This is a genomic window from Enterobacter sp. FUJ80071 (genome assembly GCF_038739915.1).
In the GTDB taxonomy this organism is placed as follows: Bacteria; Pseudomonadota; Gammaproteobacteria; order Enterobacterales; family Enterobacteriaceae; genus Enterobacter; species Enterobacter kobei.
Map to the genome: position 1 here is coordinate 2003441 of NZ_JBBXKH010000001.1, position 13355 is coordinate 2016795.

At 54.6% G+C, this 13355-nt stretch carries 15 protein-coding genes; 10 read left to right on the plus strand and 5 right to left on the minus strand.

Going from position 1 to position 13355, the window contains the following annotated elements; all coding sequences use genetic code 11:
• Nucleotides 1–14: 14 nt before the first annotated feature.
• Together sufE and AAER43_RS09745 are read left to right on the plus strand one after the other, a co-directional pair.
• Entirely contained in the window at nt 15–431 is a 417-nt protein-coding gene (sufE, locus tag AAER43_RS09740; RefSeq protein ID WP_050861843.1) for a cysteine desulfuration protein SufE, read from the plus strand.
• A gap of 97 nt (nt 432–528) precedes the next feature.
• Nucleotides 529–1542 carry a L,D-transpeptidase family protein gene (locus AAER43_RS09745; protein WP_023332800.1) on the plus strand — a complete coding sequence of 338 codons (1014 nt, stop codon included), beginning with the start codon at nt 529–531 and terminating at the stop codon, nt 1540–1542.
• 62 nt (nt 1543–1604) lie between these two features.
• Here AAER43_RS09745 and lpp read toward each other — a convergent pair whose 3' ends face one another.
• The 4 genes from lpp to AAER43_RS09765 all read right to left on the minus strand — a co-directional run bounded on the left by lpp (nt 1605) and on the right by AAER43_RS09765 (nt 6467).
• Nucleotides 1605–1841: a murein lipoprotein Lpp gene (lpp, locus tag AAER43_RS09750; RefSeq protein WP_001082307.1), complete on the minus strand. Its 237-nt coding sequence runs from the start codon at nt 1839–1841 to the stop codon at nt 1605–1607.
• 309 nt (nt 1842–2150) lie between these two features.
• Entirely contained in the window at nt 2151–3563 is a 1413-nt protein-coding gene (gene pykF / locus AAER43_RS09755; RefSeq protein ID WP_014883536.1) for a pyruvate kinase PykF, read from the minus strand.
• A 377-nt stretch (nt 3564–3940) separates the two neighbouring features.
• Entirely contained in the window at nt 3941–5086 is a 1146-nt protein-coding gene (locus AAER43_RS09760) for a PLP-dependent aspartate aminotransferase family protein (RefSeq protein WP_045282009.1), read from the minus strand.
• Between the two features lie 10 nt (nt 5087–5096).
• Nucleotides 5097–6467: a cystathionine beta-synthase gene (locus AAER43_RS09765; protein WP_050861841.1), complete on the minus strand. Its 1371-nt coding sequence runs from the start codon at nt 6465–6467 to the stop codon at nt 5097–5099.
• A gap of 400 nt (nt 6468–6867) precedes the next feature.
• Here AAER43_RS09765 and AAER43_RS09770 point away from each other — a divergent pair, with 400 nt between their 5' ends.
• From AAER43_RS09770 to AAER43_RS09795, 6 genes are all read left to right on the plus strand, one after another.
• Entirely contained in the window at nt 6868–7890 is a 1023-nt protein-coding gene (locus AAER43_RS09770; protein ID WP_014883539.1) for an ATP-binding cassette domain-containing protein, read from the plus strand.
• Nucleotides 7883–8551: a methionine ABC transporter permease gene (locus tag AAER43_RS09775; protein ID WP_014883540.1), complete on the plus strand. Its 669-nt coding sequence runs from the start codon at nt 7883–7885 to the stop codon at nt 8549–8551. The genes AAER43_RS09770 and AAER43_RS09775 overlap by 8 nt, the downstream gene beginning before the upstream one ends.
• Before the next feature lie 23 nt (nt 8552–8574).
• Nucleotides 8575–9387, plus strand: a complete 813-nt coding sequence (locus AAER43_RS09780) for a MetQ/NlpA family ABC transporter substrate-binding protein (protein ID WP_003857677.1) — start codon at nt 8575–8577, stop codon at nt 9385–9387.
• 110 nt (nt 9388–9497) lie between these two features.
• A complete protein-coding gene (gene fumD / locus AAER43_RS09785) occupies nt 9498–9707 on the plus strand; it encodes a fumarate hydratase FumD (RefSeq protein WP_014883541.1) in 210 nt (69 codons plus the stop codon).
• A 117-nt stretch (nt 9708–9824) separates the two neighbouring features.
• Nucleotides 9825–9992, plus strand: coding sequence for a hypothetical protein (locus AAER43_RS09790; protein WP_014883542.1), 168 nt, complete (start codon nt 9825–9827; stop codon nt 9990–9992).
• 145 nt (nt 9993–10137) lie between these two features.
• A complete protein-coding gene (locus tag AAER43_RS09795; protein WP_045282012.1) occupies nt 10138–11544 on the plus strand; it encodes a DUF1996 domain-containing protein in 1407 nt (468 codons plus the stop codon).
• A 47-nt stretch (nt 11545–11591) separates the two neighbouring features.
• Here AAER43_RS09795 and AAER43_RS09800 read toward each other — a convergent pair whose 3' ends face one another.
• Nucleotides 11592–11732, minus strand: coding sequence for a hypothetical protein (locus AAER43_RS09800; protein ID WP_003857665.1), 141 nt, complete (start codon nt 11730–11732; stop codon nt 11592–11594).
• Nucleotides 11733–11857: 125 nt separating this feature from the next.
• Between AAER43_RS09800 and AAER43_RS09805 the strand changes: the two genes are divergently transcribed.
• Together AAER43_RS09805 and AAER43_RS09810 are read left to right on the plus strand one after the other, a co-directional pair.
• A complete protein-coding gene (locus AAER43_RS09805) occupies nt 11858–12640 on the plus strand; it encodes an MBL fold metallo-hydrolase (RefSeq protein WP_045282013.1) in 783 nt (260 codons plus the stop codon).
• A 72-nt stretch (nt 12641–12712) separates the two neighbouring features.
• Nucleotides 12713–13348, plus strand: coding sequence for a carbonic anhydrase (locus tag AAER43_RS09810; protein WP_014883545.1), 636 nt, complete (start codon nt 12713–12715; stop codon nt 13346–13348).
• Nucleotides 13349–13355: the final 7 nt, after the last annotated feature.

Sequence of the window (13355 nt, forward strand, 5' to 3'; positions counted from 1 at the left end):
CAAAGAGGCGAACGATGGCAGAACTGCCGGATAAAGAGAAATTGCTGCGCAACTTTGGGCGTTGCGCAAACTGGGAAGAGAAATACCTCTACATCATTGAGCTGGGGCAGCGTCTGCCGCCGCTTAGTAAAGAGGCGCATACCCCGGAGAACAGTATTCAGGGCTGTCAAAGCCAGGTGTGGATTGTGATGGCGCAGTCTGACGATGGCACGATAACCCTGCAGGGTGACAGCGATGCGGCAATAGTAAAAGGGCTGATTGCGGTGGTCTTTATTCTTTATCACCAGATGTCAGCGCAGGATATTGTCGCCTTCGATGTCCGCCCGTGGTTTGAAAAAATGGCCCTCACCCAACACCTCACCCCGTCTCGTTCCCAGGGACTGGAAGCGATGATTCGCGCCATTCGCGCCAAAGCGGCAATCCTTAGCTAGACTTACAGAACAGCATTCATTCTGTTTCGCGAGGTGGTTCCCGCCTCGCTGGTTTTTCAGCTTTCTGGCATTCTGCCAGTGAATAAGGAATCTCAGCATGAAGCGCGCGTCTCTCATCACTCTATTACTCCTCAGTTCGCTCGGTGCACTTAATTCGGCCCGCGCGATGGACTATCCGTTGCCGCCCGCAGGCAGTCGCCTGATTGGGCAAAATCAAACCTACACCATACAGGAAGGGGATAATAAGCTGCAGACCATCGCCCGCCGGTTTAATACCGCAGCGCAGGTGATCCTCGAAACGAACAATACGATTGCGCCGGTAAACCCTGCACCGGGAACCGTTATCACGATCCCGTCGCAGATGCTGCTACCCGACACGCCGCGCGAGGGCATTGTTGTGAACCTCGCTGAGCTGCGGCTTTACTATTTCCCGCCGGGAGAGAACATTGTCCAGGTTTTCCCACTTGGCATCGGGCAACTGGGGCTGGAAACACCGGTGAGCACGACCCGCGTCAGTCAAAAAATCCCGAACCCAACCTGGACGCCGACGGCCGGTATCAGAGCCCGTTCGCTGGCGCAGGGAATTAAACTGCCTCCTGTGGTTCCCGCAGGGCCAAATAACCCGCTGGGACGCTATGCCCTGCGTTTGGGTATTGGTAATGGGGAATATCTTATCCACGGAACCAGTGCGCCAGACAGCGTTGGCTTGCGCGTCAGTTCCGGCTGTATGCGAATGAACGCCCCGGATATTAAAGCCCTGTTCGAACAGGTACGGGTTGGTACTCGGGTACAAATCATCAATGAGCCAGTGAAATTCGCGGTCGAGCCGGATGGTAAACGCTATATTGAGGTCCATCGTCCGCTGGCGCAGGTGGAAGGTGAAAACCCACAGATTTCGCCCATTACGCACTCCGCCGACTTTGCGACCTTTGTTTCACAGTCCGGAAGCGATAAGGCGCTGATCGATAAAGCCCTGGCGCGCCGTGCGGGGATCCCGGTTATGGTTTCTGCGGGAAGCGGCACGTCGGCCAGTAACAGCGTATTGTCAGTGCAGAACAGTCGTGTGTCCGCGGCGGTAGCGGAAGAGGCAGGGGAGAAGATGACGCAGTAGAGCCGTTTGACGCAGGCAAAAAAAATGGCGCACAATGTGCGCCATTTTATTAACAGGTACTATTACTTACGGTATTTAGTAGCCTGGTTGTCCAGACGCTGGTTAGCGCGAGCTGCGTCGTCTTTAGCAGCCTGAACGTCGGAACGCATTGCGTTCACGTCGTTGCTCAGCTGGTCAACTTTAGCGTTCAGAGTCTGAACGTCAGAAGACAGCTGATCGATTTTAGCGTTGCTGGAGCAACCAGCCAGCAGAGTAGAACCCAGGATTACCGCGCCCAGTACCAGTTTAGTACGATTCATTATTAATACCCTCTAGATTGAGTTAATCTCCATGTAGCGTTACAAGTATTACACAAAGTTTTTTGGGTTGAGAATATTTTTTTGATGGGAATACGCCTATTTTTGATCGTTCGCTCAAAGAAGCATCGAATCGGCCCTTTTTGAGTAAAAAGCTATGTAAAAAAAGGCATTTTTCATCGGATTCATCTTAGATAATTCGCAATTAAATAGAAAAACCCGATTTGCTTTTTGAATGAGTTTGGCTAATGACTGGAATAAAAAAAGCGCCCATTGGGCGCTTTTTATCAAAATTAATTCGTTCGTGAATTATTACAGCACGTGAACGGATGCAGTATTGGTCGTTCCGCTTGGTACCAGCGCACCAGAAACCATAACCACAACGTCGCCTTTCTGTGCAAGACCGCTTTCCAGAGCCATAGCTTTACCCTGAATGTAGAAATCGTCAGTAGAGGCAATCTCTTTAACCAGGTGTGCAACGACGCCTTTGCTCAGCACCAGCTGACGCGCGGTGGTTTCGTTGGTGGTCAGGGCCAGGATAGTGGCATCCGGGAAGTATTTACGCACTGCACGCGCAGATTTACCGCCCTGGGTCGCAACCACAATCAGTGGCGCTTCCAGTTTCTCAGCAGTTTCTACCGCACCGCGGCAAACGGCTTCGGTGATGCGCAGCTTGCGGCTGTCGTTATTGAAGTCCAGACGGCTGGTCATCACGCGGTCAGTACGTTCACAGATGGTCGCCATAATGCCAACCGCTTCCAGAGGATATTTCCCTTTTGCGGATTCGCCGGACAGCATAACAGCATCGGTACCGTCGAGGATGGCGTTAGCCACGTCGCCTGCTTCAGCGCGGGTTGGGCGTGGGTTTTTGATCATAGAGTCCAGCATCTGCGTCGCGGTAATAACCACTTTACGCGCGCGAACACATTTTTCGATCATCATCTTCTGCGCGAAGATCACTTCTTCAACCGGGATTTCAACGCCCAGGTCGCCACGTGCAACCATGATGCCGTCAGACGCTTCGAGGATTTCGTCGAAGTTGTTCAGGCCTTCCTGGTTTTCGATTTTGGAGATGATCTGGATCTTCTCGCCGCCGTGCGCTTTCAGGTGCTCGCGAATTTCGACCACGTCAGAACGCTTACGGATGAAGGACGCTGCAACGAAGTCAACGCCTTGTTCGCAGCCGAAGATCAGGTCTTGCTTGTCTTTTTCAGCCAGTGCTGGCAGTGCGATAGAAACGCCCGGCAGGTTAACGCCTTTGTTTTCGCCCAGGTCGCCGTTGTTCAGCACTTTACAGATAACCTTGTTACCTTCAATCGCGGTCACTTCCATACCGATCAGACCATCGTCGACCAGGACGGTGTTACCGACGGACAGATCGCTGGTGAAGCCTTCATAGGTGACCGCAACGATTTCGCTGTTACCGACTACGGATTTGTCGGTGGTGAAGGTAAAGGTCTGGCCCGCTTTCAGAGAGACGTCGTTGCCGCCTTCCAGTTTGATGGTACGGATTTCCGGACCTTTAGTGTCGAGCAGGATAGCCGCTTTTTTACCGGTTTTGCTCATCACGTTGCGCAAGTTCTGGATACGCTGACCGTGTTCTGCATAGTCACCGTGAGAGAAGTTCAGACGCATCACGTTCATGCCGGCGTCCAGCATTTTGCTCAGCATCTCTTCGGATTCGGTTTTCGGGCCGATAGTACAAACAATTTTCGTCTTTTTCATGACAGTCTTAGTCTTTAAGTTGGGAAGGATATGGAAATCTCGCTCCGGGGGCGCACCGCCGCAGAGTCAAACCTGTGTTGCAAAAGAGTATATGACACGCACTAAGGATAGGAGACATCAAATGAGCGTGCAGAAGAAAGTGTGCCTGAGTGACAGCCCAACGAAGGAGAGGAGAAGTTGTACGTTGTTTTTTGTATTCCAAGCGCTGAAACCATTCACCAGGGATTTGGCGCGCATTATACGCTGATTTTAAGATAAAAGGAAAATGGAAACGGTGTTTCAGAAATAATCAATGCCGTTTTACATAATATTGTTATCAACGCGTTAAGCCATGATGACAACTTATCGCGGCAGGTGATTGACCTGCCGCATTTTGCTTATTTTTGCAGCGCCTGACTGAGGTCGGCGATGAGGTCTTTAGGATCTTCAATCCCCACCGACAGGCGAATCAGCTGTGGCACAATACCGTTTGCCAGCCGTTGCGCCAGCGGAATCGAGGCGTGCGTCATGCTGTAAGGCTGGCTCACCAGACTCTCCACGCCGCCCAGGCTTTCCGCAAGGGTGAACAACGTCAGGTTGCGAATCACCTCTGTGGCGCGTTGCGCATCACCTTTCACCACGACAGAAATCATCCCGCCGGGCAGCGCCATCTGCGTGCGGGCAAGCTGATATTGCGGGTGCGACTCCAGTCCGGGATAAAAGACCCGTTCAACCAGCGGATGCTGTTCCAGCCATTGCGCAATCGCCAGCGCGTTGCTGCTGTGTCTCTCTATGCGGAGCGAAAGGGTACGAATACCGCGCAGGGTCAGGAAGCTGCTAAACGGGTCCAGTACGCCGCCGACCGCGTTCTGCAGGTAGCCAAGCCTGTCCGCCAGCGCCGGATTATCACCCACCACCGCCAGCCCGGCCACCACGTCAGAGTGGCCGTTAAGGTATTTGGTTGCTGAGTGCACCACGATGTCGAAACCCGACGCCAGCGGACGGTGAATGACCGGCGATGCGAAGGTGTTATCCGCCACGCTGATAACGTTATGACGACGGGCGATGTCAGCGATAGCCGCTAAATCCGCCAGCTTCAGCAGAGGGTTGGTAGGTGTTTCAACCCAGATCATGCGGGTGTCCGGGCGAATAGCCGCCTCAAGCCCGGCTAAATCGTCCGGCTTAACCCAGCTGACCTGCAGACCGGTGCTGCGTTTGCGGACATTTTCAATCAGGCGATATGTGCCGCCGTAGACGTCATCAATGGCGACAATATGGCTGTCTTTATCCAGCAGTTCAAGCACGGTGGAGATGGCGGCGAGGCCGGATGCAAAGGCGTAGCCGCGCGTTCCGCCTTCCAGTTCGGCGATGGCGGTTTCGAGCGCATGGCGCGTCGGATTGCCGCTGCGGGAATACTCATAGCCGGTATGCTCCCCGGGAGAGGGTTGCGCAAATGTCGAGGTGGCGTAAATCGGCGGCATAACGGCGCCATGCTGATCATTGAACGCGCCGCTGTGGACGCTCAGGGTTGCCAGGTTTTTCATCATCTGTTCCTTATGGCTGAAGACGGTTGCGCCACGCGGTCAGCACGTCGCTGCGCGTAATCAAACCGAGAAAACGGTCGTTGTCATTAATGACGGCCACCAGACCGCGGTCAAAGATGGCGTGCAGGGCGCTTTCCGGGGCGCGTTTATCGAGAAATTCCACCTGACGCGTCATGGCCTCTGTCACGGGAAGGGCGAAGCGGTCAGCTTCACCGCCGATATGCCGCAACAGATCCCACTCGTCGATAATGCCGACGACCCGACCGTTTTCCAGTACCGGCAGTTGGGATATGTCGTACAGGCGCATGCGTGCCAGAACGGTGGAGAGCGTGTCATCCGGGGCGGCGGTGACGGTAGCGCCTTCATCGTGGCGCAGGGCAATGTAATCAGAGAGATCGCCTGCCTGAGGGCGCGTGATGAGCCCCTGCTGGCGCATCCAGTCGTCGTTGAACATCTTCGAGAGATATTTATTGCCGCTGTCGCAGGCGAAGGTCACCACGCGTTTCGGCGTGGTTTGCGCCTGGCAATATTTCAGCGCCGCCGCCAGCAGGGTGCCGCTGGAGGAGCCCGCCAGAATGCCTTCCGTTTTCAGCAGTTCACGCGCGGTGGCAAACGCTTCGCGGTCGGTAATGCGCCAGGCGAGGTTCACGCCTTCAATGTGGGCCAGCGGCGGAATAAAGTCTTCGCCAATGCCCTCAACCAGCCAGGCGCCCGCATCGTGGTAGCGACCGGTCTCGACCTGATCGGCGAGCACAGACCCGGCCGGGTCGGCCAGCACAAACTCCGTATGTGGAGAATGCTCGGCAAACCACGCCTGCAGGCCGCCCAGCGTCCCGCCTGAGCCGACGCCGACCACGATGGCGTCAATTCTGCCGTCAAGCTGCTCATACAGTTCCGGTGCCGTGGTGGTGCGGTGTGCCAGCGGGTTGGCATCGTTATTGAACTGGTCGATATAAAACGCGCCGGGCAGCTCATCGGCCAGGCGCTGGGCGTAATCCTGGTAATAGGCCGGATGCCCCTTGTTGACGTCGGAACGGGTCAGTATCACCTGGGCACCCAGCGCGCGCAGGTGGAAAATCTTCTCGCGGCTCATTTTGTCCGGCACCACCAGGATAAGCGTATAGCCTTTCTGGGCGGCGATCAGCGCCAGCCCGAGGCCGGTATTCCCCGCCGTTGCTTCAATAATCGTGCCACCCGGCCGTAGCTGGCCGGTACGCTCCGCGTCGTTAATCATCGATAACGCCACGCGATCTTTAATGGAGCCGCCGGGGTTTTGGTTCTCCAGCTTCAGAAACAGCGAGCAGGGACCGGTATCAAGCTTGTGCAGCTGGATCAGCGGTGTCCGGCCAATCAGTTCGGTGACGGAGTGGTAGATCGTCATGATGTTTTCCTTTCTGGGTGTCATGACGGGATGATAGGGCGGTGAAATTTTCGCAATAAAGAACACTTCACTGCTTTTTATAACAGACGGGAATATCAGTGCTGTTTTTGGATGTCAGGACAGCAAGACGTAAAGTTGTCTGGAAGTGAGGATGGCTATCTCGGCATAAAATGCTGCAATAATGACCGTTTTTTTAGCATATCAGTTAAGCGTTATGCGTCTGGCAGATAATCATTGCTGAAATCAATCTAAATACTTCCCGCCGTGTAGAGTCGTTGTTTATTACTGAAAGTTATAACACATGCTTTTTTGTTCATTTAAAAACTGATAACGCCTGTTTACTATCGTTTGGACATCCATACTTCTAAACCGCCATTGGCGGATCGGATAATGAATTAGAATGATTGTACTCAGAAATATTTCGAAGGTTTTTGACAACGGTAAGGCGGCGCTCACAGCCGTTGATAACGTCAATTTGACGATTGAGCAGGGACAGGTTTACGGCATTATCGGCTACAGCGGCGCCGGGAAAAGCACGCTGATTCGTCTGCTGAATGGTCTGGAGAAACCCAGCGCTGGCAGCGTCACGATTAACGGGCAGGACATCTCCGCCGCAAAAGGTGAAGCCCTGCGTCAGGCACGCCTGAAAATCAGTATGGTGTTCCAGCACTTCAACCTGCTGTGGTCGCGCACGGTAAGTGAGAATATCGCGTTCTCCATGCAGATCGCCGGTGTGCCAAAAGCCAGAATCAAGGCTCGCGTGGCGGAACTGGTGGCGCTGGTTGGGCTGAAAGGGCGTGAGAATGCCTACCCGTCACAGCTGAGCGGCGGACAAAAACAGCGCGTGGGGATTGCGCGCGCGCTGGCCAATAACCCGGACGTTTTGCTGTGTGATGAAGCCACGTCCGCACTCGACCCGCAGACCACCGATCAGATCCTCGATCTGCTGCTGGATATCAACCGTCGTTTCAAGCTGACCATCGTGCTGATCACCCACGAAATGCATGTGGTGCGCAAGATCTGCGACCGCGTGGCGGTGATGGAAAACGGTAAGGTAGTGGAAGAGGGGGATGTGCTGAGTGTATTCACCCATCCGCAGCAGCCGATTACGCAGCAGTTTGTCCGCCAGGTAAGTCAGTACGCCGAGGAAGAAACCTTCAATACCGAACTGGCAAACGATCTGGAAGGCACGGTCATCCGTCTGACCTTTACCGGCCACAGCACGCACAAGCCGGTCGTGGGTGAGCTGACCCTGCGCTACGGTCTGCCGTTTAATATCCTGCACGGGAAAATGACGCAAACCGCCCACGGCGTTTTCGGCCAGCTCTGGGTCCACGTCGTGGCATCTGATGAACAACTGAACAATATCCTCGCCGACCTGAAGCACAGCGATATTGAAGGCGAGGTCATTAAACATGGCTGAGAATCTCTTCCCGCACCTCAAATGGGATCAGCTCTGGGCGGCGACGCAGGAGACGCTGTACATGACCGCGCTTTCCGGGGTGGCGACCTTTGTGCTGGGGATCGTGCTGGGCCTGGCGCTGTTCTTAACCGCGCGCGGCGGGCTGTTTCAAAACCGCACGGTCTACAGCGTGATTTCGATTGTGGTGAACGTGTTTCGCTCAATACCGTTCATCATTCTGATCGTCCTGTTGATCCCGTTCACCAAGACCATCGTCGGTACCATTCTTGGTGCCAACGCGGCGCTGCCGGCCCTGATTGTGGGGGCCGCGCCGTTCTACGCACGCCTGGTGGAGATTGCCCTGCGCGAAGTGGACAAAGGGGTAATCGAAGCAACGCGCTCAATGGGCGCACGACTGAGCACGCTCGTGTTTCGGGTTTTACTGCCGGAATCATCACCTGCACTGGTATCAGGGATAACGGTAACGCTGATTGCGCTGGTGAGTTACAGCGCCATGGCGGGGGTGATTGGCGCCGGCGGTTTGGGAAATCTGGCTTATCTGGAAGGATTCCAGCGCAACCATGGTGACGTCACGCTGGTGGCAACGGTGACCATTCTGATCATCGTTTTCATTATCCAGTTCTGCGGCGACGCTATGACTTCTCTGTTAGATAAACGCTAATAAATACACACAGGAACCACATCATGAAAAAGACACTGACACTGATCGCCGCAGCCACCCTGAGCGCCCTGAGCTTCGCCTCCTGGGCGGATACGCTGACTGTGGGCGCATCCAACACCCCGCACGCCGAAATTCTGGAGCAGGCAAAGCCGATTCTGGCGAAGCAGGGGATTGACCTGGAGATTAAACCGTTCCAGGACTACATTCTGCCCAACACCGCGCTGGCGGGTCATGACATTGACGCCAACTATTTCCAGCATATTCCTTACCTGAACAGCGTGCTGAAAGATCACGCGGGCGATAAGGATTACGATTTTGTCAGTGCGGGTGCTATCCACATTGAGCCAATCGGTATCTACTCCAAAAAGTACAAGTCGCTGAAGGACCTGCCGGAAGGCGGTAAGATCATTATGCGTGATGCCGTTTCCGAAGAAGGCCGTATTCTCTCCATCTTTGAAAAAGAGGGCGTGATCAAGCTGAAGCCCGGCATCGACAAAGTGACGGCGCGTATCAGCGACATCGTTGAGAACCCGAAGAAGCTGCAGTTCACGCCTAACGTCGAAGCCTCTCTGCTGCCGCAGATGTACAACAACGATGAAGGCGCTGCGGTCGTGATTAACGCCAACTATGCGATTGACGCCGGTCTGGACCCGGTGCACGACCCGATTGCGGTAGAGAGCGGTGAAAATAACCCGTACGCCAACATCATTACCGTGCATCGCGGTGACGAGAAGAAGAAGGACATCGTCGCACTGGTGAACGTGCTGCACTCCAAAGAGATTCAGGACTGGATCCGCACCAAATACAAAGGTGCTGTGATTCCGGTTAATAACTAATTAGCTGATTTTACAGATGAAGCCCGGCGAGATCCTCGCCGGGCTTCTTTTTTGTATCCGGCAGGAGAATCATTTAAGCTCAACGTTTAAAAGGCAACGGAGTGATGACGATGGGTAACGTGACCAAAGATGAAGCGCTGTACCAGGAGATGTGCCGGGTGGTCGGTAAGGTGGTGCTTGAGATGCGTGATTTAGGGCAGGAGCCGAAGCATATTGTCATTGCGGGTGTGCTGCGCACGGCGCTGGCGAACCAGCGCATCAAGCGCAGCGAATTGACAACCGAAGCGATGGAGACGGTGGTTAAAGCGCTGGCCGGGTGATGCGCCCGCGTTTCGCGCGTTTCTCAGATCCCGCATATCAACAGTCGTTATTGTTATTTCCCCTCCATTGTTAATGGGTGTTTTACTGAACGCAGGTGAAGCAAGAGGGGCAAGACGATGAAAAAATGGATCAGCACGTTACGGCGGTTTTTTGCCACCCGACCTGTGAATGCGGAGAACAGCGCGCAACGTGTTCTTGAGTCAATACTGCCTGCTGCCAGCCTGTACGGTGTGGACGTTGCTAACATAGACCCGGAGTGGTTCCATGATAAAACGTCACGCTGAACTGCGCCGCACGCGCGAAATGTACTGGAATGAGCTGTGCGTTACGTCTGTAAAGCCACAATGAGGAGAAAAGTACGCGGTGAATCATTCGGTTAATTAACCCGTTGTTTGTTACCTATAGGTCCTTTCATTAATGGAGATAATGATGAAACGGACCACGTTAACCGCGGCTCTTTCAGCCCCTGCGTTACTTCTCGCCATGCATGCGGCGCACGCTGCGCCACAGGCTCATGTCGTCTGCGGCTACTCCCATACCCTTGGCGATGATGCCATTATGATGTTTGGCAGGCCCAACGAGGCCATGCTGCATGACTTCTTCGGCAACACGCACACCGATGCCAGCTCGAGCCGGGAAACCCTGCGCACGCTGGAAGAAACCACCTGCGATAACAAAGCGGATAGCTCGGCATACTGGGCACCTTCGCTGCGGCTGCCTGATGGCACTATCGTAAAACCCGCGTATCAAAAAACCTATTATCAGGCCTCGAATGTGGAAACCTGGCCGCTGCAGCCTTTCCCGGCGGGGCTATCACTGCTGGCGGGGGATCACCATGGATCTGCGCCTAACCCGCATATCACGTTCTTATGTGCTAACGGCAAAGGTTACACGACAAAAACAGGCGAAGTGTGCGGGCTACGCAAGGCGGGAGACGCCGTGCAGTTTAATATCGGTATTCAGTTTCCAAACTGCTGGGATGGCGTGAATCTCAAGCCCGCTCACGGCGTTGCCAATGCGACGTACGATACGAAAGGGCAATGCCCGACCGCGTTTCCGGTGAAAATTCCGACCGTGAACATGAACATCGCTTATGTGCTTCCGACAATTTCATCCCTTGATACCAGCAAAGTACAGCTTTCCCTCGATCCCATTATGCATGGTGACGAACGCGAAGAACGCTGGGGAAGTCTCTACACTGCGCATGCTGATTTCATGAATGGCTGGACGGAAGAGGGGGCGCGCTTTATGACCGAACTGTGTATGAATCGCGGGCTGGACTGCGGCACGACCGTGCCATATGCCTATTCAAAAGCGCAGGCAAACGTCTGGCTAAGCAGCCTTGAGCCGGGGCTCTCCCAGCCTCAGCCGCAGGCTTTGCTGGTACAGGATAACTGGCAGAACGGAGGCCGAACGCAAAACAGTGAAACCCTCTCACTGGTAAAGTTTACGATCCCGCCGCTGCCAGCGGGACAGGATCCTTCTCTGTTTAAATATCGCGTTCGCATATACGGCGGTAAGGTAGAAACTGACGGCGCCGATCAGATCTTCTTCTATCCGGCCAGCAACGACTGGGATCCTGCAACGGTGAGATGGGCTGACCGCCCGGCCTGCAACTATCGATCCGATGCTGTGCTGTATCTCAACCACTCGCGCGAGTACAGAATGGTGGATGTCGACAAAGCCGTGCGCAAGGCGCTGGCGGAAGGGAAAACCGAAATCTCGTGGTATATCGGCGGCGACCGCCAGGGAAACCATTACCAGTTTGAACCGGCTTCTTCGGCGCAAAGCCTTGTACTGATGCTGACGGGATTTAAAAAGACGCCTGAACTGTAGCTCTCCGTTGAGTGCCAAAAAAAGCACCGGCTGACCGGTGCTTTTTATCAGATCTTGCAGGCATCACCGCAGTCGTCGTCGGCGACAATCGCCTGGGCTTTTTTGTCCGCGTCATCCAGACGTTCCGCGTTGCGTTCTTCCGCTTCATCCAGTCCGTTAAAAACCAGGTTATCGAGATCAATTTCCATGTTGCACCTGCTATGTTCAGTTATTGATACGGGCACAGTATAGGGCAAAAAAAGCCAGCAATGTACCACGCAGCACATAAGGATAATCCCTGCCATACTCAGTGCTTTATCACTGAGGAGCGCTCATGATTACACTCTGTAAAACCTGCGGTACCTCCTACGATGCACAGCCGGAAAGATGCCCGATTTGCGAGGATGAACGGCAGTATGTCCCGGCCAGCGGCCAGGCGTGGATCGAGTATGAGACGGTAACGGCCACGCACGCGAATAAATGGCAGCAGCTGGAGCCGCAGTTGTACAGCATCAAAACGGTACCGTCTTTTGCGATTAACCAGCGCGCGTTGCTGCTGCGTACCCCACACGGCAATATTTTGTGGGACTGCATCGCCAACCTTGACCCGGCCACCCACGCTATCATCACCGCGCTCGGCGGCCTCCGCGCCATTGCGATTTCCCATCCGCACTATTACACCACCATGCAGGAGTGGGCCGCGGCGTTTGATGCGCCGGTCTATCTGCACGCCAGCGATCGCGAGTGGGTGATGCGCGCCAGTCCGGCGATTAATTACTGGGAGGGCGATGCGCTGGAGATCGTGCCATCGGTTACTTTGCTGCGTCTCGGCGGCCATTTCGCAGGCGGCACGGTGCTGCACTGGCAGGAAGGCGAGGGCGTTTTGCTGGCGGGGGATATTCTGCAGGTCACCCCCGGGAAGGATGCGGTGTCGTTTATGTGGAGCTACCCGAATATGCTTCCGTTGCCTGCCCGCAAGGTTGAGGAGGTCACCCGGCGCCTGGTGGGCAAATCTTTCACCCGTCTTTACGGCGCGTTCGAAGGGCAGAACATTCCGGCGAATGCCGACGCTATCGTACAGCGGTCGGGCCAGAAATATATTGCTTGTCTGAAGTGAAGCGCGATGGGTAAACTTTACGAGTGTGATCGCGATCATACCTAAACTAAAACAGATAAAAGAGAAATTGCTATGCAACATATCATTGAAGGTTTTCTCAGCTTTCAAAAAGAGATTTTCCCGCAACGTAAAGAGCTCTTTCGCAGTTTAGCGTCCAGCCAGAATCCCAAAGCGCTGTTCATCTCATGCTCCGACAGCCGTCTGGTCCCGGAACTGGTTACTCAGCAAGAGCCGGGACAACTCTTTGTCATTCGTAATGCTGGTAATATTGTACCGCCGTTCGGGCCTGAGCCTGGCGGTGTCTCTGCCACTATCGAATACGCGGTTGTGGCGCTGGGCGTGACGGATATCGTCATCTGCGGCCACTCCAACTGTGGCGCGATGAAGGCGATTGCCGATAACGCGAACCTGGAGCCGATGCCTGCTGTTTCACACTGGCTGCGCTATTCCGATGCGGCCAAAGCCGTGGTTGAGAAGAAAACCTGGGATAAGCCGCTCGATAAAGTGAATGCGATGGTGCAGGAGAACGTGTTTGCGCAACTGAGCAACATTAAGACTCACCCGTCCGTCGCGGTGGGGCTGCGTAACAACTCCCTTCGCCTGCACGGCTGGGTCTATGACATTGAAAGCGGCGAAATTCGTGCCCTGGATAAAGCGACGAAAACCTTTGTCTCGCTGTCTGAAAACCCGGACGTCTTCTTCGAGTAATATCGCG

Bases quoted from the DNA above. Each gene is read 5' to 3' on its own strand.
- AAER43_RS09780 (WP_003857677.1), top strand. From the start codon at position 8,575: ATGAAAAAGACACTGACACTGATCGCCGCAGCCACCCTGAGCGCCCTG.
- AAER43_RS09745 (WP_023332800.1), top strand. From the start codon at position 529: ATGAAGCGCGCGTCTCTCATCACTCTATTACTCCTCAGTTCGCTCGGT.
- AAER43_RS09775 (WP_014883540.1), top strand. From the start codon at position 7,883: ATGGCTGAGAATCTCTTCCCGCACCTCAAATGGGATCAGCTCTGGGCG.
- AAER43_RS09810 (WP_014883545.1), top strand. From the start codon at position 12,713: ATGCAACATATCATTGAAGGTTTTCTCAGCTTTCAAAAAGAGATTTTC.
- AAER43_RS09770 (WP_014883539.1), top strand. From the start codon at position 6,868: ATGATTGTACTCAGAAATATTTCGAAGGTTTTTGACAACGGTAAGGCG.
- AAER43_RS09765 (WP_050861841.1), bottom strand. From the start codon at position 6,467: ATGACGATCTACCACTCCGTCACCGAACTGATTGGCCGGACACCGCTG.
- AAER43_RS09800 (WP_003857665.1), bottom strand. From the start codon at position 11,732: ATGGAAATTGATCTCGATAACCTGGTTTTTAACGGACTGGATGAAGCG.
- lpp (WP_001082307.1), bottom strand. From the start codon at position 1,841: ATGAATCGTACTAAACTGGTACTGGGCGCGGTAATCCTGGGTTCTACT.
- AAER43_RS09795 (WP_045282012.1), top strand. From the start codon at position 10,138: ATGAAACGGACCACGTTAACCGCGGCTCTTTCAGCCCCTGCGTTACTT.
- fumD (WP_014883541.1), top strand. From the start codon at position 9,498: ATGGGTAACGTGACCAAAGATGAAGCGCTGTACCAGGAGATGTGCCGG.
- AAER43_RS09805 (WP_045282013.1), top strand. From the start codon at position 11,858: ATGATTACACTCTGTAAAACCTGCGGTACCTCCTACGATGCACAGCCG.
- sufE (WP_050861843.1), top strand. From the start codon at position 15: ATGGCAGAACTGCCGGATAAAGAGAAATTGCTGCGCAACTTTGGGCGT.
- pykF (WP_014883536.1), bottom strand. From the start codon at position 3,563: ATGAAAAAGACGAAAATTGTTTGTACTATCGGCCCGAAAACCGAATCC.
- AAER43_RS09790 (WP_014883542.1), top strand. From the start codon at position 9,825: ATGAAAAAATGGATCAGCACGTTACGGCGGTTTTTTGCCACCCGACCT.
- AAER43_RS09760 (WP_045282009.1), bottom strand. From the start codon at position 5,086: ATGAAAAACCTGGCAACCCTGAGCGTCCACAGCGGCGCGTTCAATGAT.